Source organism: Bifidobacterium sp. MSTE12, assembly GCF_000513015.1.
GTDB classification, from domain to species: domain Bacteria; phylum Actinomycetota; class Actinomycetes; order Actinomycetales; family Bifidobacteriaceae; genus Bifidobacterium; species Bifidobacterium dentium.
This window is the reverse complement of record NZ_AZYA01000035.1, coordinates 1-25,284: the sequence shown is the minus strand read 5'-3', so window position 1 is coordinate 25,284 and position 25,284 is coordinate 1. Positions and strand designations below refer to the sequence as shown.

Genomic DNA, 25,284 nt, shown 5'->3' with positions numbered 1-25,284 from the left:
CCGCAAGCCGAAGGAGGCCCTATGCCAGCCAACAAGAAAGTCGGCGTCTCCGACATCGCCAAGCATGCAGGCGTCTCCATCGGCACCGTCTCCAACTATCTCAACTATCCGGAACGTGTCTCCGAAACGCTGAAAACAAAGATCAGCCGCGCCATCGCCGACCTCGGCTACGTGCCGAAACACAGCAACGGGCAGATCCCCGCATCCAACGCCACGCCCGTAATCGGCTTCGTGATGACCGACATCGAGCACTCACTGTTCACGTCGATCTTCGAAGGCGCACAGGAGGTGTGCGAGGACCACGGCATGCAGGTCGTGGGACTCAACGCATTGTCCGACAAACAGCGGCAAAGCGATATGGTGCGGCTGCTGATCGGCATGAACGTGGCCGGCATCATCCTGAGCACCGTGGAGGATTCACCGGAAGACGTGGCGGCCGCGCGCGCCGCAGGAATTCCGATCATCCTCATCGACCACACAAACCCCCGCGACGCCGATCCGGTCTGCTCCATAATGACCGACAACGTGTCGGCCGGTCAGATCGCCGCCGAGGAACTCATCCGCACCGGCTGCACGAAGCTCGCGTTTCTGGCGCATTCATTCGACTACGAATCCGTACAGGACCGCCAGCTTGGCGTGCAGAAAGCCGTCATGCTGGCCACCCGCGGCAACCGGACGCCGCAAGTCTCCGCGGAAGTAATCGATTCCGGCGGCCTGTACATCGAAGACGGCTACGAATCCGGCCTGACCATCGCCGCAATGCCGGAAGGCGAACGCCCCGACGGCATCATCACCGTGGACACGCCGTTGGGCGTAGGCGTCGTCAACGCACTGCTCGACCAAGGCGTGCGCATCCCCGAAGACATCAGCGTGATCGCCTGTGATGAGGCACAGATCAAACCGCTCGGCTCACTGCCGCTGACCAGCGTGGCCGCCAACGCCACCGATATCGGACGCAAGGCCATGACCCAAATGCTTGATCACATGAGTGACGCCGACGCGCATGTGCACGCCACCACGCTGATCAAACCCATACTGGTCCGCCGCGCCTCCACACGTCGATGACGCTCAGGATTCGAGCACGCTGAGCACCTTGCGCTCGTTGTAGAACGCGAACACGAGGCCTCCCATGCCACACAGCACGGCGGCGCAGATGGCGGCGATGCGATAGCCGGTTCCAGACGCCATGCCGATCGTGCTCACACCGGTGAACAGCAACATCGCCACGGATTGCCCCATTTTCATGGCGAACGTGCGGGCCGCATAGAACATGCCCTGGCGGTCCTGGCCGGTCGTCTTCGAGCTCGCATCGGCGATATTCGCCACAATCGCCTGCGGAAGAATACCGAACGCGGCCATCGGAATCGCGCCGACGATCGAAAGAATCAGCCCCTGCGCCATGGGCGGAATCGCGCCGAGCAAGCCGGAACCAAGCGCGCCGGCGAAGGCGAATGCACAGGTGAAGATCGCGAATGCGACGAGCAGGATCCTCTTTTTGCCGACGTGGTTCGCCATCAGATTCACCGGCAGGTAGAACAGCACGGATACCGCGGTCATGAGCACGAAGTAAATCGTCGTAGTGGTTTCGGGCAGCTTCAGCAGACTCGTCACGAAGAACGGCAGGCCGGTCTGGAACGTGGTGATGGCCACCCAGTAAACCACGTCGGAACAAACGAACTTGCGGAATTCACCGTCACCGAAGGTCTGCTTCAACGATTCGACGGTTGACTCGGAGGTCGGTTGCGAGTTGACGTAATCGCGTTCCTTGATGGCCAGCGGCGGCACGAGCATGCAGGCAAGCGCGATGGCGGCCATGATCGAGAAGGTCAGGCGGATGGCGTTCACGCGGCCGAGTCCCGGAACGAAACCGGCCCAGACCACCGGCGCGACATACGCGATGGCGGTGCCCGCCACCCACGTGAACGAGATGGCGGTGGAAATCGTGAGCTGTTGCTTGGAATCATGACCGAGTTCGGCGATAAGCGCGTTGTATGGCGTGCAATAGAACGTGAGCGCGATGTAATAGCCAATCACTGCGACGAACAGGAACACACCGTTGACCCAGCTGGTTCCGTTGATCGGACTCCAGAACACCAGCACGGTGACAAGAGCCAGCGGCAATGCGGCGCACTTCAGGAACGGCATGCGGCGGCCGGCGGCCGACTGGCAACGATCGGACAGGCTTGCCACGGCCGGGTCCACGAAGGCGTCGAAGAAACGCGCGAACGCGGTGATGCCACCGACCACCGTCACGACGCCAAGCACTGCAAGCCCTTGCGGCACGAATACCGTCTGACCTTGCGCGATGGTCTCGTTGTCGGGCTGGTAGAAGTACACCAGCCAATTCGAGATGATGCCGGACAGCAACGCCCAACCGAACTGGCCCACCGCGAACGCCCATACCTTGGGCATCGGCAGATCCAGCGCCTTTCGGGACTGCCCCGACTGGACCGTCTGCGCCGCGCCACCACTCATCACAACCTCCTTGTTGACACTATGTCAATCACTCTAGCATCGTTTCCGGGCCCAACTGTACGCACTATCTCGCTTATAGATGGCGGATTCTCCTGGAGACAACGTCTCCAGGAGGCATGGGAATACCCCCTTTCGACCATTCCTTCAGGAGAATCCGCCATCTATAAGCGAAATACCACTAGCATCGTAGGCATGTTCTCCCTTTCACTGCGCATGCCCCATGTCACAGCCTTCCCGAAGGCGCTTGGCACCGGAATCGTGATTTCAACGCCTCAACCGGTACATGAGGATCTGCGCACAAGGATGTCGGAGCTCTTGGAAACGTACGAGCAGGTGCTGTCCCGGTTCCGAGACGATTCGCTCGTCGCCGAAATCGGACGGGCAAAGCATGGCGGGAATTTCGATTTCCCGGATTGGACCGAACCGCTGTTCGGCCTGTACGACGCATTGTTCGCCGCCACCTCCGGCGCAATCGACCCGTGCATTGGCGAAGATCTGATTCGTCTCGGCTACGACGCCTCCTTGAGTTTCACGGTCAAACCTGGGTCCGCCGAGCATCTGGGCGCCCTGCGAGGGCGGCCCACATGGGGTGATGACGTGGAACGCCGAGGCACCACGCTGATCACCCGCCGTCCAGTCGATCTGGACTTCGGCGCCTGCGGCAAAGGGTATCTCGTCGACCTGCTCGGCGCATTCCTTGCCTCTGCTTCCGCCGAGTTCGTAATCGACGCGGGAGGCGACCTGCTGATTCATTCCGCCGAACCGATAGCCATCGCACTCGAGGACCCAGATGATTCCACCCGCGCGATTGGCGTGGCGCACATCATCGACGGCGCGCTCTGCGCAAGCGCCCCCAGTCGTCGCCACTGGGAGGTAGCGGTCAACGAGCGTACCCAACTGAGCATCCACCATCTGCTCAATGCCATTGATGGCCTGCCCGTCCAACAGACCGAAGCCACATGGGTTTACATGCCCGGATCAGCGCCGGACCTGTCGGCGCGAGTTCGCGAGCCGGAGGCGCGTGCCATACATGGCGCACCACGGGCTTCGGATTCGTCGCCTCAAGATGCCATCGGACCGTTTGCCGCCCATCCCAGCGCTCTGGCCGACGGCTTGGCCACCGCATTGTTCACGACCAGCCCGGAAGAGCTGAGACGCGCGTTCTCGTTCGCCTGCGTGACCTTGAATGCCAGTCGTCACGCCGCCGTCAGCAGCGATTTCCCCGGAAGGCTGTTCTGAACAAGCTTGGATCGCCAACGAACGCCGAGGAACGGGCCATACCGCATACGGACGCTCGCACAGCGCCACACATGATCGTACATCTTCGTATACATTCGTACATGTTGGTATACTTTCGTATACATTCATACATGTTCACATGTCTTGATTCGAAAAGATTCACGGAGAAGGTGCTCCATGGCAATGAACCCATTCAAGCCGACTGCCGGCAAAATGCCGCCGATACTCATCGGCCGCGAGACCGCCATCGAGGAATTCACGGAGGGGCTGGACAACGGCGCCGGCGCCCCAGGACGCATCATGTTGGTCACCGGGCAGCGCGGCTTCGGCAAGACCGTGCTCCTGACCGAATTTCGCCGCATCGCCGCCGAGCGCGGATGGGAGACCATCTCCGAAACCGCTTCACCCGATGTTGCGCAACGCCTCATTGAAGCGCTTACGCCCAGCGGCCTTCACATCAATCAGGCAAGCGTGAGCCCTTCGGTCAGCATCCCGGGAATCGCCAGCGCAAGCCTCGGCCATATCGATCTTTCCTCAACCACCACGCCGCTCACGCTACGCAATGCAATCGCCAAACGTTTGGAAAGCGGAAAAATCGGCAAGGGGAAAGGCATTCTCATCACCATCGACGAAACACAGGCCGCTTCGCTTGACGACCTTGTCGCCATCGCCACAGCCATACAACACGTCACTACGTCCATCGATGAGACCAATGTGCCCGACGCCGAGAAGAAGGGCATCGCCATCGTATTCGCGGGGCTGCCATCAACGGTCAACGACCTGGTCAACGACGATGTCGTCACTTTCCTGCGCAGGGCCCTGCGTTGCGAGCTTGACAACGTTCCACTGGTGGATGTCAAGAACGCATTCCTTGAATCCGTCGCCGATTCCGGCAAGACGATCGGCAACGACGAGGCCTGGCTGGCGGCGCAGGCAACCAACGGATACCCTTACATGGTGCAACTTGTCGGTTATTACATGTGGCAGGCCTCCCAGCGCCGCCACGCGACGGGAATCACCGCAAGCGACGTTGCGACCGGCATTGCGGACGCGCAGATCGCTTTCGATGATGCCGTATGCGCACCCGCGCTGGACGGGCTGAAGCCGGCGGAACTCGAGTTCCTGAATGCCATGGCTTGTGACGCGCCAGCCGCAACCGCAGTCAGTGCAATCGAAACCCGAACCGGGCGTAGTCGAAGCTGGGTGAATAAGTACCGGGCCGCATTGATCAAAGACAAGATCATTCAGCCGGCCGGCCACGGATCCCTCGAATTCGCCATCTCCCATCTGGGCGCTTATCTTAAGAAGCGCCTTTAGGCACCACGCCGTATAGCGCCGGGCATGGCACCTGCCGTTGCGGAGGACTGTTCGGCCCATTGGCCCATCAACGGGCCGAACAACCACTCTGCCGGCTGGCCGTTCAGCCAGCCAACCGTTCAGCCAGCCAGCGTGAACTGACTGTTGTAGATATCGGCGTAGAAACCACCCTTCGCAAGCAGCTCCTCGTGCGTACCGCGCTCCACGATATCGCCGCCGTCCATCACCAGAATCATGTCGGCGTCACGAATCGTCGACAGGCGATGCGCGATCACGAAACTCGTACGCCCCACCGTCAGCGCGTCCATCGCCTTCTGAATCAGTTCTTCGGTACGCGTATCGACGGAAGAGGTCGCCTCGTCCAAAATCAGAATCGGCGCATCCTCCACCATCGCGCGCGCAATCGTCAGCAACTGCTTCTGACCCTGCGACAGCGACGCCTTGTCATCGAGAATCGTGTCATAGCCATCCGGCAGCGACATGATGTAGTGGTGCAACCCAACGGCCTTGCATGCGGCGACGATCTGCTCGTCGGTCACGCCCTTCTTGGAATATGCGATGTTTTCACGCACCGTTCCACGGAACACCCACGTATCCTGCAGCACCATCGAGAACTGATCGTGCACATTCCAGCGCGGCACCGATTTGGTATCGACGCCATCAATCGAAATCGTGCCGCCGGAAATCTCGTAGAAGCGCATGAGCAGGTTCACCATCGTGGTCTTGCCGGCACCGGTCGGGCCGACGATGGCGACCTTCTGACCGGACTTCACCGAAGCGGAGAAGTCGTGGATGATCGTCTTGTCGGATTCGTAGCCGAAGCGTACGTGGCTGAATTCCACGTCGCCACGCACCGGTTGCGGCCTGCCGTCCGCATCGACGCCGAGCAACGGCCGTTTATCGGATTCGTCGGCCAACTCCGGCTCCTCCAGGAAGCCGAACACGCGCTCGGATGCGGCGGCGCAGCGCTGCAGGTTCTGGAAGGCCTGCGCGAACTGCGACAGCGGCTGCGTGAACAGGCGGATGTACATCATGAACGCCACGATCACGCCGAACTCGATCTTGCCATCCATCGCAAGCACCGCACCGACCACGCATACGACCACATAGCCGAAATTACCGATGAAATTCATCAGCGGCATCATCAGGCCGGACAGGAACTGGCTCTTCCAACCAGACACGTACAGGTCCTGGTTGTAGCGTTCGAAGCGGCTGATGGAATCGGCCTCGCCACCGTACGCCTCGACCACGGTATGCCCGGTATACATCTCCTCAACATGGCCGTTCACATCGCCGAGGGCCGCCTGCTGGCGCGCGAAGTATTGTTGCGAGGCCTTCATGATGCCGCCCATCACGATCAGGCCGAGCAGTGCGGAGCCGATGGCGCACAACGTTAGGATCACGTTGTTGTAGAACATCATGATCAGCGCACCGAAGAACAGCGTGACCGACGTAATCAGCGAGCCCAGCGACTGGCCGAGCGTCTGCCCGATCGCGTCCACATCGTTGGTAATGCGGCTCAGCACATCGCCGTAGCTGACCTTGTCGAAATATTTGAGCGGCAGGCGATTGATCTTCCGGCCGATCTCCTCGCGCAGCTGTTGCGCGGTGCGTTGCGTCACGCTTGCCATCAGCCAGCTTTGCAGATAGCACAGCACCGCATAGCCGACATACAACGCCACCAGCAGCCATGCGATACGGCCGACCGCGGTGAAGTCGATCGAGTTCATCACCGGCTTGCCGTGTACGATGGCCGGCAGGCCCTTGGTGATCTCGTTGGTCATGTCCTTGAGTTTGTCGGGCCCGATGATCTGGCATACGGTTCCGGCTGCGCCAAGCACCAGCGCGATGATGATCACGGGAATGTAGCGGCGGCAGAAACGTATGAGTTTCTTCATCACACCGCCGAAATCCTTCGGTTTTTCAGCAGGTCCACGTCCCATTGGTCCCCTAGGCATGTCAGCGGCCTCCCTTCAGTTCGTCTTCGCTCAGCTGCGACTGCGCGATCTGCCGATACACATCGCAGGTCTCGAGCAGTTCACGGTGCGTGCCCTGTCCGACCACCCTGCCTTCGTCGAGCACGACGATGCGGTCGGCATCCATGATGGTGCCGATGCGCTGCGCGACGATCAGTTTCGTGGAATCCTTGGCCTCCTTCGCGAGCGCGTCGCGTACGGCACGGTCCGTTTTGAAGTCAAGTGCGGAGAAGGAGTCGTCGAAGATGAGGATTTCCGGATGCCGATACACGGCCCTTGCGATTGACAGTCGTTGCTTCTGCCCGCCGGACACGTTGGCGCCGCCTTGCGAAATGTCGGATTCGTAGCCATGTTCCTTCTTGTCGATGAATTCCGTGGCCTGCGCGACATCGCAGGCGTCCTTCACGTCCCGTTCGCGCAGTTCGGTGTCGCCGTATGCCACATTGCCGGCGATGGTGCCCTTGAACAGGAACGCCTGTTGCGGCACGTAGCCGATCTTGTCGCGCAATGCCTTGAGCGTGTAGTCGCGCACGTTCACGCCGTCGACGAGCACTTCGCCCTGGGTGGCGTCGTAGAAGCGCGGCACCAGATTGATCAGCGACGATTTGCCGGAGCCGGTCGAGCCGATGAACGCGACCGTCTGACCTTTTGCGGCTTTGAAGCTGATGCCTTCCAGCATGGCCTCGCGCGAATCCGGGTAGGCGAAGCTCACGTTGCGGAATTCGATGTCGCCTTCCATGCCGGACTTTCCCGCAGTCCGGCTGCCATCTACGACCATCGGCTCGGTGTCGATCACTTCAAGCACGCGCTGTGCGGATACGTCGGCGCGCGGCCACAGCACGAATACCATGCTCATCAGCAGGAAGCTCATGATCACCTGCACGGAATAGCTGGAGAACACCACCATGTTCGCGAAGGTGGTGAGTTTGTCGGTGGCGTCGGCCGCTTCGATCAGGTATGCGCCGATCCAGTAGACGGCGAGCATCAGGCCGTTCATGATGGTGTTCATCAGCGGCATCATGACCGCCATGGCACGGTTGGTGAACAGCTGGGTTTCGGTCAGTTCCTTGTTGGCCTGCGTGAATTTCGATTCCTGATAGTCTTCGGCGTTGTAGGCGCGCACCACGCGCAGGCCGGTCAGGTTTTCGCGCGCCACCAGGTTGATGTTGTCCGTCAGACGCTGCATGGACTTGAATTTCGGCATGACCAGCGCCATCAGAATGCCGATCGCGACCAGCAGTACCGCCACGGCGATGCCAGTGGCGAGCGTCCATTCGAATCCGTCGCCCGCAATCTTGCATACTGCCCACACGGCCATGATCGGCGACTTGACGATCATCATCAGGCCCATGGTGATGAACATCTGGATCTGCGTAATGTCGTTCGTGGAGCGGGTGATGAGCGACGCGGTGGAGAAGCGGTTCATTTCCGCCGGTCCGAAGCTTTCGACCTTGTTGAACTCCAGCGAGCGTAGCCTTTGGCTGAATGAGGCGCCCACGCGTGCAGCGATGTAGCCGGTCACGACGGCGCAGGCCGCGGATCCCAGTGAGATGGCGAGCATTTTGCCGCCGGCCACCCAGATGTCGGACATGCTGCTGCCCGGAGTTTCAACGAGTTCGGTGATGTTGGACATGTAGTCCGGCAGGGTCAGATCAAGCCAGATCTGACCGATGATGCTGACCAACGCTATGAGCATCTGGCCTATCTCCGCTTTGGAGAGGTATCGCATGATGCGAAGCATGCTCGGTTCCTTCTCTATGGTGATTACTTTACGATGTCAATTACTTACAGTGTAAGATATTACGCCCGTTTCTGTGTATTCCCTGAGAGCGATTTGCGATTGCATGGTTTGCCGCTGTTGGTTGCGGCGCATCCGCGAACGATCGGCACACACTACCGCCCGCGGCCGCAGGGCTGACTGGATGCGATTGCTTGACCGGACGCGACATTGCGCGCGCCGAAACAGAACGCCACCCGCCACGGTATTGCCACAACGGCTCCACGATATCGTCACGGATTGCCCGCGCCGGGATGGCCCGCGCACGCCGTCAGCTTGCTGCGCCGTCGGAGCCACCTGTCGAGCCGAAGGCCTGCCTGACCTGCTCCGGAGTGGGGCGTGACTTGCCCGGCATGCACAAGGACATGTAGGTGGTAAATTCGACGGCGAGGTCCACGAACTCACGGGTGCGCCGTTCACCCATCTGCGAAAAGATCCAGCAGACCGCCTCCCGCATGTCCTCACGCTGCTTTTCGGCACGCCGTTCGCCTGCTTCGGTAAGACTCACATGCACGATTCTGCGATCATTCGGGTCGATTTCGCGCGTAATCTGCCCCTTCTTTTCCAACGCGGACAGCAACGTGGAGACCCTGCCGGTAGTGGCACGCATCGCCACGGCCAGCTGCGTCGGCGTCTGCGGACCTTTCCGCGAGAGCTCCTGCACGATGAACGGCTCACCTTTCGCGCCTTTTGACATCTCCTCCTGCATCCGGGATTTCTTGCCCCAGATATTCGACATCAACTTGCGGAACGCTTCCTGTTCATAGCCCACGCGTACCCTCCTTCCCGTATGATCAACCGATATTTTATCTTACACTGCAAACTGTTTATCTCCTGATCACGCTACGCGTGCCGCACACAGCGCAATCCGCCCTCGCTCACTGCGAACCGTTGAATCTCCCCACGTAAGGTGACAGCGCGCGGTCCGTTGGAGACTAGCTATTCAGGAATCCAAGCTCCTCATCGGCAAGCGTAAGTTCGGTAGCGGCGAACGAATCCTGAATCTCATGCGGATTGCGGGCACTCGGGATGGTGAACAGCCGGTCGTAGCGACTCAACTCCCAAGCCAATACCACACGCTGGTAGGAGCATCCACGCTTATCGGCAATCACGCGGAACGCATCGTACGCGCGTTGGTCGAACGCATCGAGGAATCCCCCCAATGGCGACCAACAGACGAACGCAAGACCTAGCTTTTCACAGTGTTCCAGCGTATGTTCGGGGTCGGGGTATGACGGTGAGAACTGATTCTGCACGGCAACCAAGCCATCTCCCAAAATCTCACGGGCGAGGTCAATCTGCTCGTTGTTCACGCGCGAAATGCCGGCGTTCCTGATCACCCCCTCGTCAAGCAGTCGCTTGAGCGCACCGATCTGATCCGCATAATCCACCGCAGGATCCGGACCATGCGAATACAGCAAATCGAGCGCCTCCACACCGAGGTGCATGGCCGACTCCTTCGCATCGCGAATCATCGTTTCGGGCCGCGAATCCGCCATCCAACCGTATCGACTGCCAACGGCCTGCAGATGCTGACGTTCCGCAGATCGGTCGGACCGCATAGCAGGTGTTACGGAATCGTCATCGCGTGCCGCGGAATATGCACGCGGGGCTGCCGGATCGTCAGTGTCCGATTCTGGTGAATCGGACACTCGCACGGAAGACTCCATCGTGCGACGGTAACCGGTCTTCGTGGCGACAAGCACTTCGTCGCACGGACCATCCCAGGTCGCCAACGCATCACGCACCAGTTTCTCGCCATAGCCCAGATCCTCCGGGGTTCCGGTACCGGGCCGGCTCGGCAGATAGTACGACCATGCGGTATCCAGATATCGCACGCCGGCATTCAGACCGGCATGAATCGCGCGGATTGCCGTGTCACGATCCGGCCGGCCCTCGATCGCCAGCGCCATCGTTCCCATGCCAAGCCGAGGAATCGTAAATCCTGCCAGTTCGCCCATCACTGCACCTGGCACTGCGTCCGTTGCTGAATCCTTCAACGCCATCTCCTTCTCGTACCCTGATTTCATTCTCACATACCCTCCGACTGGCTCGGGAATCCTTAGGGCAGCAGTCATGGGACATACGCCGCGAGAATCGGCCTGTTGCTCGACGGTGACGGCCTCGAGCCCGTGTGTTTGGGGCTGCAAACCGTGAGAATCGCCCCGTTCCTCAACGGTAAGAGCCGTTCCCAGACCGATTTGAGGCTGCCGTCGTTGGGCAACAGGCCGATTCTCGCAGTCCAGAACCCGAGCCACACGGACTTAAGGACGCCACCGTCGAGCAACAGGCCGACTCTCGCAACTCAGAGGCGAATCTTCAGGCAGTGAGCCAATCCATCACCTGATTCCGACGATCTTGTCGGGCGGCTGAGGGAAGATAGGGGCACAACCGAACGGGAGCCGAAAGGCTGAGAGGGAGTCGCAAGACTTCGACCGAGGACTTGATGCGGGTAATGCCGCCGTAAGGAGACGGGTTGTTCGCGCTGCAAGGCGCATCTCAATCTTCCGTTCGCGATAACCGAATATCGCGTGAATCAGGGTCACGGAGGGGCGCACCACCTCACAGGGTACGGTTCCTTCGGAGACCCTTTTTTCGTATCGGAACCTCGGTACGGAATCCCATCAACGCGCCGCCCGCCGGTACAGCCTGCAGGTTTCGTGGATGTCCGATTCGTCAGAATCAGACATTCCGGACAATCTACGGGCGCCACGAGTGTCCGATTCACCAGAATCGGACATCCACGCGAATGGCAAGGTTGCGGCACGGCGGTGGATTCCGTTGCATGCCAACGGTTCCAAATCGCACAACAGAAGGGATCGAACATGATCATCAATGGCAAGGAAGAGCACATCGCCACGCCGATCACCGTGGCCGAACTGATCGAGCAACGCGGACTGCGTGCCGAACGTGTGGCCGTCGAACTCAATGGCGAAATCGTGCCGCGCGCACTGCGTGCACAGACCCAACTCAAAGGCACCGACACCTTGGAAATCGTCACCTTCGTACAGGGCGGCTGAACCCACACCAAGCGAGTCGCGAACAGGCACGCCTGAGTCAAACGTGAGGCTCGGCCAATCACACCGGAGAACCGGGACCGCCGCGAACATTCCACAGAAGCCGCCTGTACGCGACGGATACCGGCTGGCCACGAATGTGAGGCCAGGCGGGGAGACGGAATCCGCCTGTATGCGGCGGACACGGTACATGCCGGGCCGCGCACGCCCGCACCCAATCACACGCAAACGAACGGAAACAAGACACGACCATGACCTTTGAACCATCCGCAACCCCCGAGCAAATCGAAGCACGCCAAACCGCATTCAACAACCTCCCCGATCCGGCAACGCTCGTAAGTCGCGAGGAGATCCGCGCCGCCCTACTCGACCGCCATACCGCGGCCACCCAAGATAAACTGGATGCCGCACGCGTGGCCATCTGCGGTTGCGGCGGCCTCGGCTCGACGATCGCCGTGGCGCTCACCCGCATCGGCGTCGGCCACCTGCATCTGATTGACTTCGACCGCGTAGACATGACGAACCTCAATCGCCAGCAGTATTTCCTCAAGGATCTCGGCCAGTACAAAACTGAGGCGCTGCGCAGCAACCTGCGCCAGATCAATCCGTTCATCGACATCACCGTCGACACCGTCAAGGTGACCGATGAGAACGTGCCGACGCTCTTCGAACACGAAGACATCATCTGCGAGGCGTTTGACGTGCCGGAGAACAAAACCATGCTGGTCAACGCGGTACTGGAGAACCTGCCAAGCAAGAAGCTCGTGAGCGCCTCCGGCATGGCCGGATTCCGCAGTTCCAATCTGGTGAGCACACGACGCGTCTCAAAGAATTTCTACTTCTGCGGCGACGGCGAAACCGCCCCGGTACCGGGTGCCGGCCTGATGGCTCCGCGCGTGGGCGTGGTCGCCTGCCATGAAGCGAATATGATCACCCGCCTGATTCTCGGCGAAGAAGACGCCTAAGCAAACTCAATCAACCGAAAGGACCCGACGATGAGTACCGAAAACACCGTAACCACAGCCGAAAAGGATTTTGCGACCGCGCCGAACGCCACGCTCGACGAGCTGGTCGGTACCACCACGAATACCGCGATTCTGCCGGAACCGGATGCGCACGCATACGACGAAATTGCCACCGGCAGCGCAGACCCTCTGATTCTCGGCGGACATGAGTTCACCAGCCGATTCATTCTCGGCTCCGGCCGTTACGATCTGAACCTCATCAAGGCCACGATCGAGAACGCCGGCACGCAGATCGTCACCATGGCGTTGCGCCGTTGCCGTACCACCGAAAACAACCTGCTCGACTACATTCCCAAAGGGATCACCATGCTGCCGAACACGTCGGGCGCGCGCAATGCCGAGGAGGCGGTGCGCATCGCCCGCTTGGCGCGCGAGGTGTGCCAGACGGACTTCGTGAAGGTGGAGATCGAACACGAGGCGAAGTATCTGCTGCCCGATAACGAGGAGACCATCAAGGCCACGGCGATGCTCGCCAAGGAAGGTTTCGTGGTCATGCCGTACATGTTCCCCGATCCGATCGCAGCCAAGCGCCTCGAAGATGCCGGTACCGCCTGTGTGATGCCGCTCGGCGCGATGATCGGCTCGAACAAGGGCCTGCGTGCACGCGACTTCATCGAAGTGATCATTAGGAATGCCAATGTTCCGGTGATTATCGACGCCGGCATCGGCCGGCCGAGTCAGGCCGCGGAAGCCATGGAAATGGGCGCCGACGCGGTGATGGCGTACACTGCGATCGCCTCCGCCGGCAACATTCCGCTGATGGCCCGCGCCTTCAAGAAGGCGATTGAAGCCGGCCGTGAGGCATATCTGTCCGGCTTGGGCAAGGTTACGGAAGACCACGCCGTGCCGTCCAGCCCGACGAACGAAGCCGACTATATCGGCTGACGCGCATAACCGTCATATAACCGTCGCATAGCCCCATATATCTAGCAAAAACCGGCTGATTCCCAGCATATAGTGTGGAAAATCAGCCGGTTTCCGTGTATTTAGACCGGTTTCTGTGCATTTCAGCCGGTTTCCGCCCACCGCACCTTCATTTACGCAACGAGTCCTTCAGATCACGGTTCTGGTAGCGTTCATGCAACAGACAGTAACCGCCGAACGCCACCAACCAGACCACACCGGCAATCGCGGAGCCGATGGTGTCGGCCGACAGGAACAACGTGCCGTATACGAACACGAAGAACGCGATTGCAATCCAATCCGTCACCTTCCAAGCCGGCATCAGGAAGCCGTCGGCAAGAAAGTCGGCGCTCTTCCGGTAGCCGCGGTGCGCGAACATCGTCAGCACGTAGATAAAGATCACCACGGCGCTGGCGGCCGATGAGAACAGCACGAATGCGCTGGAGATGCCGGGCAGCGCGTTGATGATCGGTGACAACAGGATCATACAGCCGGACACCACGATCGCCTTCGCGGGCACCTTGCGGTCCGACACTTCCGCCAAGCGCGACATCGCAGGCGAGTCGGAATCCTGCGCCAGCTGATACAGGTGACGACCGGCCGAATACAGCAGCGAATTCAACGACGAGGCGGCCGCGGTGATCACCACGAAGAACACGAGCGCAGCGGCCCAGTCAAGGCCGGCATACTTGAACACCATGATGAACGGCGAGCCGAACGAGCCGTCGGCGTTCTGATGGAAATTACGCCACGGCACAATGCACATGATGGCCACCAACGCGCCCACGTAGAAGATCAGAATGCGCATGATGATTTCGTTCACGGCTTTCGGCAGCACCTTGCGCGGATTCTGCGTTTCCGACACCGTAACGCCCACGAATTCGATGAGCAGGTAGGCGAAGAACACCATTTGGAAGCTCATGAAGAAGCTCATCCAACCGTTTGGCGCGATCTGGAAGCCGTTGACCAGATTGCGCAGACTCACCGTCGCGCCCGCAATGGTGCCGTCAACGCCCTCGATGTGCGTGGCCGGGTAGTGGAAGCCGATGACGAGCATCACCACGGCGGTGGCGATCAGGCCCACAATCAGCGTGATCTTGATCATGGAGAACCAGAATTCCGCTTCGCCGAACACTTTCACGGCAATCAGGTTGACGCATGTGAGCGCCACGAGGAAGCACAGTTCGATCAGCCATTTCCATGCTTTGAGATTGATGTCGAACATGCCGAAGAACGTGACGAAATACGTGCTGACGGCTGTGATTTCGGTCATGCCGGTCAGGATGAGCACGATCCAGTACGTCCAGCCGGCGAATTTGCCCCATCCGCGGCCGAGATAGCGGGTGATGAAGTTGATGAAGGTGTGCTGGCTGGGGTCGCGGTACATCATTTCGCCGATGGCGCGCATCAGCAGGAACATGATCAGGCCGACGCCGATGTACACGAAGATGATGCTCGGACCGGTCAGTGCGATCGACTTGCCGGAACCGAGGAACAGTCCTGTGCCGATGGTGCCGCCGATGGCGATGAACTGCACATGGCGATTGTTGAGGCCTCGGGCCATCTCGTTGCCTTTATCGAGCGACTCGACGGGTTCGGCGGTTGCCGGCGTCGCGGCCTGGGCAGCTCGCATGTCGGCAGGCGAGGTTTCGGATTGCATACCGCCCTGGCCGGCGGAGTTCGGATTCTCGTAAGTCATAATGATTTCCACCCTACCCCGCGCATCGCACATCCGTCCCGCAATTAGGCGGGCTGCCGAATTCTGCCCACTGCTTACTTATCGCATGCCCGGTTTACTCGGGCGTGAGATTCATGCGTTTCGGGTTCCGTTACGCATTCCACCGACTGCACTCGCGTACACTCGCGAATTTAGGCGCCGTGCGCAACCAAGACTTAGGCGACGTGCGCGGCCTGTTCGCGGAGCGCTTCATTGGCTCTCTCCAATTCGTCGATGCGCCTGGCTTGCTGTTTGATGATGATGCTGGCCGTCTCGGCGTCGATCGCGTCCGTCCCCGTATCGGCAGTCTGTGGACTGGATGGCTGCATGGCTTTCAAGGAGGCTTCGGCATTGGTGGCGGCCATGCTCGCATCGGATTCCATGCCGATGATGTTCTCCGCAATGCTGTCAAGATTCTTCCGTGTTACCAGCGCACGCCTGTACCGATCAACGAGCTGAGCGATGATCTCACCATCGCTCATGCTGTCGCTGCCGTTCACGGATTTGATGGCGGCCGCTTTCCAGCGCGCCACGCTGCGTTCGATGCGCTTGTAGCCGACGAGGTCCGGCGGCAGGCCCGCTTCTCGAAAGATTTTGGTCGGCGACTCCCCCGCCAGGTAACGAATGGTGCATACCTGTTTGAAGGTATCGGAGTAGGTGATGCGATCCTGCGTGACGTTGGCGACCGCCGGCAATCCTCGCAATAGTTGGATTTCCTCGCTACTGAACGATCCGCCGCCCCGTGCCATCGTCGTTCCGCCTTTCTCGCTGCATTGCCCTTCACATATCTGTTTGGTGAATTCGCTAGCGATTGTATGGCTCGCTTTCCGCACAATACCCTCGTTTTCCTCCCCTCCCCGTCAACCCCCGTAAAACCTTCCTTCCGCATACCCTCGCCATTTCGCCGACCCGAGCCCCCGTAAATCGCACTCTATAACCCCCGAAAAAGAGCATCGCCCATGAGAGGCTTTCGCGTCTCAAAACCCTTCTTATCCCAAAAAACGAAGGGTGACTGCGATGATGTTCTCGCAGTCACCCTTCGAGGGTTCAGCCTATCGATTCAGTCTGATGAGAATCAAGCCTTGGCGTTCTTGGAACGAGCCTTGAGCACCACGGTCGCGCCGGCACCGGCCAGCAGCAGGGCCATGACGGTGAACAGGATGGTTCCGGCAGCACCGGTGAGCGGCAGCTGATCGACGGACTTCACGTTCTTCACGGTCTTGTCGGCGGTGTTGACCAGGCCCCACGGATCAGAGGTCCTAGTCGTGCTGAGACCTGCCTCGTGGTCATTGTTGAAGTAGACATAGAACGTCGGCTTGAGATCCAGGTACTTTCCGGTAGCAACCTTGGTTTCCTTCACGGTGTAGGCCTTCGATGCCGAGGCATCAACACCGGTGACCTTCACGGTGCCATCAGCGGCGGACACGAGGGTATCAGTGGCACCTTCGGTGTCCTTGGAAGCGGCCTTCTTGTAGGAGCCGTCATCCTGCTTGACGAAGTACAGCACTTCGACACCATCCAGAACCTGGAACTCAGCGCCTTCGATGCCCTTGTTATCGGAATCGATCTTCGTGAAGTCGAAGCTACCGAGCTTGGTGGTGACCTTAATCGGCTCGCCGTAGTTGTAAAGCTCGTTTACGACGCCATCTTCGACAACGGCTTCGTCATTCACCAGAGCCTGGAACTCGACCTTGATGGTCTGGCCAACGTACTTGGATGGATTGTTCACGGTGACGTCGAAGGAAGTATTGCCGTCGCCCTTCACATCCACTTCAGGGAAGGTGAAATCGGTGGACGGATCCTCGATGTCTCCATCAGCTCCAACCGTGTAGAACTTGTAGGTTCCAGCCTTGACGGTCAGGCCAACGCCCGGGGTATCGGTGAATGCGAAGGCAGTCGGAGCCGGGTTGGAAATAGCACCGGTCAGGGTGTAGGTCAGGGTGTCGCCAATGGCTGCGTATGCCTTGTCGACTTCCTTCTTCTGATCAGTACTCTTGGTGTTCTTCATGTTGACGGTGTTATCGCCGTTCACCGGATCAGTCAGCGCATCGCCGCTCACAGTACCAGAAGCAACAATCATCGGAATGGCCACGGTGACCTTGTCGATGGTAGAAGTATTGGCGTCCAGAAACAGATAAATGCCCGCAGTGAGCGTGACGGTAGCCTTATAGCCGTCCTCATCGGAACCGGTCGGCTCCAGGGTACCAATCGCCTTGCCTGCCTGCAGATCCTCTCCAGCAAGAGCGTTGGCGAAAGCACGAGAAGTGCTGGCCACACCCTCCGCGGTGGTGTTCCACGGGCGAGTAGCGGAGATATCAAGCTTGCCTTCGTTCAGCGCGGCGGCCAGGTTATCTTGGCCATCCTCGACTGCGATGCCAGCCTTCTCCAGAGCGTTGTCAACGGTAGCCTTATTGGACTCGTTCGTGGCCACACTATAAGTCCCAGTCGTGCCATACTGAACGTAGTCACCGATCTTGTAGGCAACCAGATTGGCGTTCTTCAGCTGCTCCGCGCTATCGGCGGTAAACGTGAACGTGGCATCGTCGTTAACGATGGTCTCCTCCGCCGAAGCGCTGGTAGCGCCCACGGCCAGACCACCCAGCAGCGTCGCCGCGGCGGCGATGCCGGCGAAAAGTTTCCTCATCTTCATGAGTTAGCCCCTCTTCCTTTTTTCTATTGCTGTTGGGTTTTTAATCACGAAAAAATGGGCCCAACATATCCCAAAAATCCGTAAATCTTGATGTGTTCCGTCGGGCCATCCGCGCTGTTGGGACGGCCCGACTTGGCCGGATTCCGACCGAATGTCAGACGAGGCGTTTCCTGCCGCGCCAGATTCCGGCCGCGCCGATCATCAGCATCGCCATTCCGGCGATTCCGCCACCGATCAGCAACCACTGACGATCCGTCGTGCCACCGGTCAGCGGCAACGAAGCCACGGAGATGGAGCTGTTGGTGATGATCACCGTCGCTTCCTGCGATTCGGTCGATTCGGGAACGGTTACCTCGTTGCCGTCGGAAAGCTCCTCATCAGCGAGCTTGTGCTGGTAGGTTGCATTCCACAGGCGGCTCAAGCTGGTTTCCGTAACGGTGTAGGTCTTCTCCTCACCGGCCGGAATCGCCACGTCGGCAGTCCATTTGCCGTCGTTGTCGGCCTTCAGCGCGACGGTCTTGTAGACGTCGTCTCCACGCTTGACGTCCACCGTGACGGTTTCCGGCTTGTTGCCGTTACCCTTCCACTGCTTTTCGATATGCAGGGTGGAGGAGACCACCTGAATCACAGGATGCGGGTACGGGTTGTCGGAGCAGGCATGCGCCACATTGTTGGCCGTGTAAGTCAGGCATGCGGACTCGTTCGAGTGGAAGCCAGGCTGGCCGGACGACGTGGTGTTGCCGTCAAGATCGGTGCCTTCGTCGCCAATCGTGTCGCCATAGCCGTTGGCCGCATACTCGTCGTATGCCTCTTGGGTCGGCTTCACGTTATAGGCGAGTGTGTAGGTAACATGGTCACCCAACGTGTTCAGGAACACGACCGTGAACTTCTTGGCGGATTCGTTGTAGGTCAGTGTGTAGTCGGTGTTCGCTTCGAGAGCGACTTCGTTGCCGTTGACGTCCTTCGCCGTCACCGTATAGTTCTCGTCGGAGAGTTCGACGTATTCGGAAAGCGTATCTTCGATGCTCACACCGGTGAAACCTTGAATGACGGTTTCTTTCTTCTGAATTTCTTCGAAGATCTTATACAAATCCGATGCGTTAGTCGCGACCTTGTAGTAGCCGTTGTCTCCACCATCACCCAGATTGAACGTCGTGGTCCCCGAGCTGAATTCAGCCGTGGCCTTCGGATAGTTGTTGGAAACCGCGTTAAGGAATTTGTTGATGTTCTTCGTGGTATCCGAAGGATCAGCGCCGTCAACCACACCGATGCTGTATATCGTCTTTCCGGAATCCTTGAGTGCCTTCGCAGCCGTTACCGCATTGGCCGCAACATTGTCCGAAAACGCCCCAGGGTGTGATGAATGCTGCGGAGCGCCATCAGTGAAGAAGATAACCACCTGCTTAGCATCGTCCCTACTTCCGGTAACTTCGTTAACCTTCTGCAGACCAAGCTCCGAACGGGTGCCCCTCGAAGTGGTCAGTCCGCTCACCGTCTGCTTCATCGACGTGAAATCATCAGTGAAATCCGATTTCACGGATGCGCTTCCATTAAACGAAATCAATGACACCTTCACCAGCGCTGACTGCTTATTGGCATCCGCCGCTTTATCGAGGAAATTATCCACCGCATCCTTCAACGCTTGGAGTTTCGTCACGGTACCATCAATTGTTTCTGTCATGGAGCTAGACGTGTCAAGCACCAACGTGAAATCAACCGATTCGCTGGTCACGATGGTTTCATCGGCCTGCGCACCGGTCACGTCGACATTCACCGTATAGGTGTTGTCGTTATTTTTCTTGATCCTCTTATTCTTTTCCGGTGCGCCGAGCGACTCGTTCGCATTACTCGTCACGCTGATTGCGGAGGAGTTCTCAACAGCACCCTCGTCATCCGCGCCTGAATCCGTCGCTCCATCAGCGTCATCCTGTGCATCAACATCAGGGTCAGCTTCAGCATCAGCGTCCGTCTTGTTCGCATCTTCGGCGGAATCATCTACAGTGTCCCCATCCGCAGCGGACTCGTTATCGATTCCTTCGGAATCGGAGGCTTTCTCATCCTGCGATTCGCTTGTGGTCTTCGCAGACTGTTCCGTCTGCTGCGCCTGCTGCTGCGTCGTATCATCCTGCGCAACAGCGGTGCTGGCAGTGGCATATCCAAGACCACCGAGCATGGCCACAGCAACAAGCGCCGCGATGACTCGCTTAGCAAGTCCCCCTTTGCGCACTGCCTGCCATTCGTCGCATGCACGTTTCATATTGTCCCCTTACGCAGCGCCTTGCGGCGCTAGGTTGTCTTCATACGGCTTCGACGACCTTGCAGTCGTTCGACACCGCTCCAACCCTGAAACGTAGGGGAATTCACCCAAGCACACATACACCCTAACGGCGGGAAAGTCGAGGGGAAAGATTCACGGCAAAACCTACTGGCTGCAACGCATGAAGGTTGTTTTCGGCACCCGATTTTCGAAACAGGAATCTATCCCCTTTTTGGCCATTTGGCCGCATGCCTGCGGATATGCCACGGCTTTCTGCGCAACCACAACAGAACCAATCCGAGCAGCAATGTGATTACAGCGGCCACGATCGCAATCAACCGCGCATCCTTCGCCGCGTCCGATTCGTCGGGAATCACGTCGGGAATCGACGAGCGTACCGCGGAAACCAGCAGACGGTGGGTGTTCACGCCGTATGGCGTGCATGTCATCAGCGTCACGCGATCCTCGCCGGGCACAATCTTCAGCTTTGATGTATCGTTCGGTTCGATCACGGAAATGCGGTCCACCTGATAGCCGAGCGTATGACCCATCACGTCAAGATAGAAGTAGTCGCCAACGCGCATCTCGTCGAGCCGCGTGAACATGGTGGCGTTCACCAATCCGCGATGCCCGGTGATCACGGCATGCGTGCTCTTGCCACCGACCGGCAGGCTGCTGCCGTACAGATGCCCCGCGCCGGAGGCCAGCGCCGACTGCGACGTGCCGTGGTAGATTGGCAGGTTCACCGAAATCTTAGGAATGCGAATGGTGCCCATCACTCCGCCACCGGAATCCAACAATCCCTGATATTCCTCGTCTTTGGAACTCGCACTGCCATCGTCATCATCCGTCTCGCTGGCCCGCGAACCGCCCTGAACCGCAGCGAACGGATCCTTCGCCTCACCCAAAATCGGTTGCCCCGAAACCGCAAGACGTTCGTTGTATGATTTCGCGGCAGCGAACGCATCATCCGCCTGCGGATACGGCCAGCCCGCAATCGTTCGTGCGGATTGCGCCGACGTACGCGACAACTCCACTGCGGCACGGTACTGCAATGCCGCCGGAAACCCACCAATGCAGATTGCGGCGACGATCAGCAACGCACCAATCGCATACATCATGCGCATACTACGGCGATTCCTGCGGCGTTCACGCATCTCATCGGCAACGTCGATCACCTCATCAAACGCAGGCTGCCGCCAGCCCATTCCCACCGTTTCCGATTCCATCAAATCCTCAGCATGCACTGTTTCGCACCGCGACTCCCGCATTAGCGACTCTCCGATCCCGCCAAATTCAGCCCGAACGCTGTTGACTGCAGCATTTCGGCAATCCCGCTACCTTTCGACGAACTGCCGCAATACACGCTCCAGTTCGTCGATGCGCAACGCCTGCCGCGCAATCAGCAGATCACGCTCATTGATGGCCAGCTGAGCCCTCGCCAGCTGCGACAGCCCCTCCTCGGAATCGCCGGCATTCGGCGACCCCCATTCCGATTGCGTAAGATTGCCGTGTTCCAATATCCGCAAATCATCGGCATCGAGCGCATACGGACTCGTCCGCTTACCGGACTTCGCCTCCTTATCTTGCCGACGTTTCCATCTGGCGATGCAACGTTCCACGCGCTTGTACCCGATAAGTTTCGGATCAAGACCTGCCTCACGGAAGATAGCCGCAGGCGACTCCCCCGCACGGTAACGGCACATGCATTCGACACGGAATTGGTCGGTATAGCGAATATGGGATGCACTGACGCTTTTGACCGCGGGCAGACTGGCCAGATAGGAGCGTTCCTTGGCAGTGAACTTACCGTCAATCATCATTGCCGCCCCTGCTCGAGCGTCATCGTACGGTCCGGCATCATCGCAAGCCCTGCAAGATCGCCTGTAAATTACATGTGGGCGGAAAAGAAGCCCCCCCCCCCAGCGAAAGTATTTTCATATGGCGACCCCCTCATATAACTGCGATACGCCGAATCGTATCGGGGGGATTTGTTCCGATACCCTCTCTACGACCCCCGCATGATATTCTCACCGCTCTCAACATTCACGGCACCGCACCTTGCTTACAGCGGAACGAATCAATGCGGGCAAACCCCACGAAAAAACGAGTCACACGGCTGAAACCCGCAACACTCGGACACAACGGTCAAGACACGCCAACCGAAGCGTGCGGCCTCACGCCAAACGCATGCTCCATACACCCCCATATCTTCAATGGTTTCATGAGCCACACAGCGCGTGATACACATGAGAAAGGAGGAAAATGGCGGGGTATGCTCCCCTGAGTCGTATTACTCCACCGACTTCAACGAACTGACCGGCTCGATCCGATCAAGCACCGGATTCACGAACAGTTGCACCAACAGCGCAAACGCCATGGTCGCCGCCGCCGCAATCACGTAACTCATCGGTTTGACCTCCACCTCGAAATACAATGCCGGCATATTCAGCGCAGCCGTGAGCAGACCACCGACCCATCGACCTATCGGCAAACCGATCACCACTCCCATGGCCGTCAGAATCATCATCTCTCGATTCACATACCGATGCACTTCGCGATCGAAGAATCCCAGCACTTTCAACGTGGCCATCTCGCGCACGCGTTCCGACACATTCGTATTGGCAAGCGTGAACAGCACTACAAGCGCCAGACCGCCCGCAAGCGCAACGATCAAGGCGACCACCGCGCCCATGAGGTCAAATTTGAAGCTGGCGGCCATGTCCGCGCAGCACACCGTCTTCATCACCGAATCATCCTTTTCGAGGGTGTTGGCGTATGCGATCTGCGCATCGTCGGATCCGGTGAGCTTGGCGTATACGGCGTTCCAGGTCAAGGAGCCGCCGGAATCCGATTTGTCCGATTCTGGAGAATCGGACATTCCGGACCCTGAACCGAACAGCTTGCCATAATACGATTCACTCACGTAGATGTCGGAACCTATGAGGTTACGCGTCACCTCGCTCACCTTGGCCTTGGCCTGAATGCCATCGCCGTTGGTGAGATTCACCGTATCGCCGGCCTTAACGCCCAGAGCGTTGGCCGCCGACTGCGACACGATCACCCCACTGTCGCCCAACACCGCCTTCGAGCCGCTTCGTTTGTCCGATTCTCCAGAATCGGACAACTGCGCCCCGGTTTTGACGTCCTGACTGTCCGATTCTCCAGAATCAGCCATCCGCACCTCGGATCCGCCACCCTGTTTGTCCGATTCACCAGAATCGGACATTCGCAACGTGGTTTCGACTGTTTTACTGTCCGATTCTCCAGAATCGGACAGTCCGAAGAACTTGCGCACACCATCCCATCCGGATGCGACCGGCTTGAGCGTAACCATCTCGCCCAGTTCATCCAGATGCTCCTCGGGCACCACCACAAGTTGGATGCCCTCGCTTCCCTCATCGTTCGCCAGATCACCGGATTCGACACGTATGTCCATGGTCGAAGTCGTACGCCCGTCCGCTCGCAACTTCGCCCGCATTGCATCCGCATCGGTATCGTTCGCAACGACCATCACATCGTATCGGTAGATATCGCGATACTGTTTGACGCCAAGTTCCGCCACGGTGTCGTTGATCACAAGCCCGCATATGATCAACGCCGTGCATCCGGCAACGCCTCCGACCGTCATGACCAGGCGCGACTTGAAACGGAAGATATTGCGCGCAGTAACCTTGCTTAGGAATCCCAAACGACTCCAAATCGGCGTAATCCGCTCCAATAGAATGCGCGAACCTGCGCGCGGGGCTTTCGGACGCATCAAGCCGGCGGGCGTCTGCCGCATCTCTTCGACGCACGCGTAGATCGTCGCACCGAGTACGCCGACCACGAACAGCGCGATACCAAGCGATCCGTACAGCCAGTCATACTCGAATCGCACGCCCGGCAGCACATACATGCCTTGTATCACAATCAGCAAAAACGCTGGAATGCCAAGGAATCCAAGCAATAGCCCAAGGCCGCCGCCAATCAGGCAGGCAAGCAGTGCGAACAGCATGTAGCGTGCGGCGACCTGCAATCGTCCGTAACCGAGGCCGATGTAGGTGCCGATAAGGCCACGGTCCTCTTCGACCATGCGCGCCATGGCGGTCAGGCTCATCATCACCGCAACCAGTAGGAACACGACCGGGAATGCGTTGCCGATGGATCGGATCGAACTCAGGTCGGATTTGAGCGCACTGTATCCGCCGAGGGATGAACGATCCTGCACGTACCAGCGCACGTTCGGCACGCTGCTTTCGAGCTCATCTTCCTTATCCTGGAAGGTTTGTTCGGCACTGTTCCTCTGCTCGTCCAATTGCGATTGCGCCGCGTCCAACTGCGCCTTGGCTTCCTGGAGCTGCGGACTGCTGGAGATCACTGTTTCACGCATGGTTTCACGGGTGGATTCGTCCATGGTCGCACCTGTGCCCAGCATTGCGCTTTGCTGTGCCACAATCTGATCGATCTGTTGATTGAATTGACTGCGATTCTCGTCTATCTGTTTCTGCGCATCCGCGAATTGCCGATTGGCTTTGTCTCGCGCTTCGTCGATTTTCTTCTGTCCCGCATCGATGAGTTCCTGCCGTCGTGCTTTCTGACGATTGGTTTTCGTTTTACCTTTGATGCGGTTCATGACTTTGCCGACGATGGTTTCGTAGGATTCGTCGAACGTGCTTTCGTCTGCCGCACCGTCGACCAGCAGAGTGACCGACGTATAGATGGTGCCGGTCACGCCATCGGATGGCGCGAAAAACGTGTAATCGCTCGTCGCAGTCGAACGGAACGAGGTCATGGCCGAATATCCGTCAGGATTGCTCAGGTTCTGAGGATCAAGCACCACGCCCACGATTCGCAGCTCCGTCGGGAATTCCGGCGACTGTTCATCCGACACCGCTGAAGTGTCCGATTCTCCAGAATCGGACATCTGGGAACCGGATGTACCTGCCTGA

At 58.8% G+C, this 25,284-nt stretch carries 18 protein-coding genes; 6 read left to right on the top strand and 12 right to left on the bottom strand.

Going from position 1 to position 25,284, the window contains the following annotated elements:
• Window positions 1-21 precede the first annotated feature (21 nt).
• Window positions 22-1,065, top strand: coding sequence for a LacI family DNA-binding transcriptional regulator (locus HMPREF1494_RS08180; protein WP_034521959.1), 1,044 nt, complete (start codon window positions 22-24; stop codon window positions 1,063-1,065).
• A 3-nt stretch (window positions 1,066-1,068) separates the two neighbouring features.
• On the opposite strand, the gene HMPREF1494_RS08175 is transcribed toward HMPREF1494_RS08180, so the two are convergent.
• Complete coding sequence (locus HMPREF1494_RS08175) at window positions 1,069-2,475, bottom strand: MFS transporter (RefSeq protein WP_034521954.1); 1,407 nt, start codon at window positions 2,473-2,475, stop codon at window positions 1,069-1,071.
• Window positions 2,476-2,667: 192 nt separating this feature from the next.
• Between HMPREF1494_RS08175 and HMPREF1494_RS08170 the strand changes: the two genes are divergently transcribed.
• On the top strand, window positions 2,668-3,714 hold the full coding sequence (locus HMPREF1494_RS08170) for an FAD:protein FMN transferase (protein WP_034521951.1): 1,047 nt from the start codon (window positions 2,668-2,670) through the stop codon (window positions 3,712-3,714).
• Window positions 3,715-3,891: 177 nt separating this feature from the next.
• On the top strand, window positions 3,892-5,031 hold the full coding sequence (locus HMPREF1494_RS08165) for an ATP-binding protein (protein WP_034521946.1): 1,140 nt from the start codon (window positions 3,892-3,894) through the stop codon (window positions 5,029-5,031).
• A gap of 119 nt (window positions 5,032-5,150) precedes the next feature.
• Here HMPREF1494_RS08165 and HMPREF1494_RS08160 read toward each other — a convergent pair whose 3' ends face one another.
• From HMPREF1494_RS08160 to HMPREF1494_RS08145, 4 genes are all read right to left on the bottom strand, one after another.
• A complete protein-coding gene (locus HMPREF1494_RS08160; RefSeq protein WP_155807182.1) occupies window positions 5,151-6,989 on the bottom strand; it encodes an ABC transporter ATP-binding protein in 1,839 nt (612 codons plus the stop codon).
• 1 nt (window position 6,990) lies between these two features.
• Window positions 6,991-8,748 (bottom strand): ABC transporter ATP-binding protein, encoded by a 1,758-nt coding sequence (locus HMPREF1494_RS08155; protein ID WP_034521939.1) that lies wholly within the window; start codon window positions 8,746-8,748, stop codon window positions 6,991-6,993.
• A gap of 307 nt (window positions 8,749-9,055) precedes the next feature.
• On the bottom strand, window positions 9,056-9,556 hold the full coding sequence (locus HMPREF1494_RS08150; RefSeq protein WP_034521935.1) for a MarR family winged helix-turn-helix transcriptional regulator: 501 nt from the start codon (window positions 9,554-9,556) through the stop codon (window positions 9,056-9,058).
• Between the two features lie 163 nt (window positions 9,557-9,719).
• Entirely contained in the window at window positions 9,720-10,745 is a 1,026-nt protein-coding gene (locus HMPREF1494_RS08145; protein WP_034522172.1) for an aldo/keto reductase, read from the bottom strand.
• Window positions 10,746-11,609: 864 nt separating this feature from the next.
• Here HMPREF1494_RS08145 and thiS point away from each other — a divergent pair.
• The 3 genes from thiS to HMPREF1494_RS08130 all read left to right on the top strand — a co-directional run bounded on the left by thiS (window position 11,610) and on the right by HMPREF1494_RS08130 (window position 13,711).
• The gene (gene thiS / locus HMPREF1494_RS08140) at window positions 11,610-11,804 is read left to right on the top strand and encodes a sulfur carrier protein ThiS (protein ID WP_003837883.1); all 195 of its coding nucleotides are present in this window, start codon (window positions 11,610-11,612) and stop codon (window positions 11,802-11,804) included.
• Window positions 11,805-12,052: 248 nt separating this feature from the next.
• A complete protein-coding gene (thiF, locus tag HMPREF1494_RS08135) occupies window positions 12,053-12,766 on the top strand; it encodes a sulfur carrier protein ThiS adenylyltransferase ThiF (RefSeq protein WP_034521932.1) in 714 nt (237 codons plus the stop codon).
• Between the two features lie 30 nt (window positions 12,767-12,796).
• Window positions 12,797-13,711, top strand: coding sequence for a thiazole synthase (locus HMPREF1494_RS08130; protein WP_081724131.1), 915 nt, complete (start codon window positions 12,797-12,799; stop codon window positions 13,709-13,711).
• A 148-nt stretch (window positions 13,712-13,859) separates the two neighbouring features.
• On the opposite strand, the gene HMPREF1494_RS08125 is transcribed toward HMPREF1494_RS08130, so the two are convergent.
• The 7 genes from HMPREF1494_RS08125 to HMPREF1494_RS08095 all read right to left on the bottom strand — a co-directional run.
• Window positions 13,860-15,362 carry an amino acid permease gene (locus HMPREF1494_RS08125; RefSeq protein WP_302534708.1) on the bottom strand — a complete coding sequence of 501 codons (1,503 nt, stop codon included), beginning with the start codon at window positions 15,360-15,362 and terminating at the stop codon, window positions 13,860-13,862.
• A gap of 260 nt (window positions 15,363-15,622) precedes the next feature.
• The gene (locus HMPREF1494_RS08120; protein WP_003837890.1) at window positions 15,623-16,195 is read right to left on the bottom strand and encodes a hypothetical protein; all 573 of its coding nucleotides are present in this window, start codon (window positions 16,193-16,195) and stop codon (window positions 15,623-15,625) included.
• A gap of 326 nt (window positions 16,196-16,521) precedes the next feature.
• On the bottom strand, window positions 16,522-18,096 hold the full coding sequence (locus tag HMPREF1494_RS08115; protein WP_034521925.1) for a SpaH/EbpB family LPXTG-anchored major pilin: 1,575 nt from the start codon (window positions 18,094-18,096) through the stop codon (window positions 16,522-16,524).
• Window positions 18,097-18,250: 154 nt separating this feature from the next.
• Window positions 18,251-20,353 carry a DUF7604 domain-containing protein gene (locus HMPREF1494_RS08110; RefSeq protein WP_034521922.1) on the bottom strand — a complete coding sequence of 701 codons (2,103 nt, stop codon included), beginning with the start codon at window positions 20,351-20,353 and terminating at the stop codon, window positions 18,251-18,253.
• Window positions 20,354-20,574: 221 nt separating this feature from the next.
• Complete coding sequence (locus tag HMPREF1494_RS08105) at window positions 20,575-21,582, bottom strand: class C sortase (protein ID WP_051404746.1); 1,008 nt, start codon at window positions 21,580-21,582, stop codon at window positions 20,575-20,577.
• Window positions 21,583-21,690: 108 nt separating this feature from the next.
• Entirely contained in the window at window positions 21,691-22,176 is a 486-nt protein-coding gene (locus HMPREF1494_RS08100) for an HTH domain-containing protein (RefSeq protein ID WP_003837897.1), read from the bottom strand.
• A gap of 470 nt (window positions 22,177-22,646) precedes the next feature.
• Window positions 22,647-25,284, bottom strand: a 2,638-nt coding sequence (locus tag HMPREF1494_RS08095; RefSeq protein WP_034521915.1) for an ABC transporter permease, incomplete at its 5' end; no start/stop codon positions are given.

What these genes read in the sequence shown, in the direction of transcription:
- HMPREF1494_RS08180 (WP_034521959.1), top strand. Translation starts at nt 22, where the DNA reads ATGCCAGCCAACAAGAAAGTCGGCGTCTCCGACATCGCCAAGCATGCA.
- HMPREF1494_RS08175 (WP_034521954.1), bottom strand. Translation starts at nt 2,475, where the DNA reads ATGAGTGGTGGCGCGGCGCAGACGGTCCAGTCGGGGCAGTCCCGAAAG.
- HMPREF1494_RS08170 (WP_034521951.1), top strand. Translation starts at nt 2,668, where the DNA reads ATGTTCTCCCTTTCACTGCGCATGCCCCATGTCACAGCCTTCCCGAAG.
- HMPREF1494_RS08165 (WP_034521946.1), top strand. Translation starts at nt 3,892, where the DNA reads ATGGCAATGAACCCATTCAAGCCGACTGCCGGCAAAATGCCGCCGATA.
- HMPREF1494_RS08160 (WP_155807182.1), bottom strand. Translation starts at nt 6,989, where the DNA reads ATGCCTAGGGGACCAATGGGACGTGGACCTGCTGAAAAACCGAAGGAT.
- HMPREF1494_RS08155 (WP_034521939.1), bottom strand. Translation starts at nt 8,748, where the DNA reads ATGCTTCGCATCATGCGATACCTCTCCAAAGCGGAGATAGGCCAGATG.
- HMPREF1494_RS08145 (WP_034522172.1), bottom strand. Translation starts at nt 10,745, where the DNA reads ATGGGCGAACTGGCAGGATTTACGATTCCTCGGCTTGGCATGGGAACG.
- thiS (WP_003837883.1), top strand. Translation starts at nt 11,610, where the DNA reads ATGATCATCAATGGCAAGGAAGAGCACATCGCCACGCCGATCACCGTG.
- thiF (WP_034521932.1), top strand. Translation starts at nt 12,053, where the DNA reads ATGACCTTTGAACCATCCGCAACCCCCGAGCAAATCGAAGCACGCCAA.
- HMPREF1494_RS08130 (WP_081724131.1), top strand. Translation starts at nt 12,797, where the DNA reads ATGAGTACCGAAAACACCGTAACCACAGCCGAAAAGGATTTTGCGACC.
- HMPREF1494_RS08125 (WP_302534708.1), bottom strand. Translation starts at nt 15,362, where the DNA reads ATGCGAGCTGCCCAGGCCGCGACGCCGGCAACCGCCGAACCCGTCGAG.
- HMPREF1494_RS08120 (WP_003837890.1), bottom strand. Translation starts at nt 16,195, where the DNA reads ATGGCACGGGGCGGCGGATCGTTCAGTAGCGAGGAAATCCAACTATTG.
- HMPREF1494_RS08115 (WP_034521925.1), bottom strand. Translation starts at nt 18,096, where the DNA reads ATGAAGATGAGGAAACTTTTCGCCGGCATCGCCGCCGCGGCGACGCTG.
- HMPREF1494_RS08110 (WP_034521922.1), bottom strand. Translation starts at nt 20,353, where the DNA reads ATGAAACGTGCATGCGACGAATGGCAGGCAGTGCGCAAAGGGGGACTT.
- HMPREF1494_RS08105 (WP_051404746.1), bottom strand. Translation starts at nt 21,582, where the DNA reads ATGGAATCGGAAACGGTGGGAATGGGCTGGCGGCAGCCTGCGTTTGAT.
- HMPREF1494_RS08100 (WP_003837897.1), bottom strand. Translation starts at nt 22,176, where the DNA reads ATGATGATTGACGGTAAGTTCACTGCCAAGGAACGCTCCTATCTGGCC.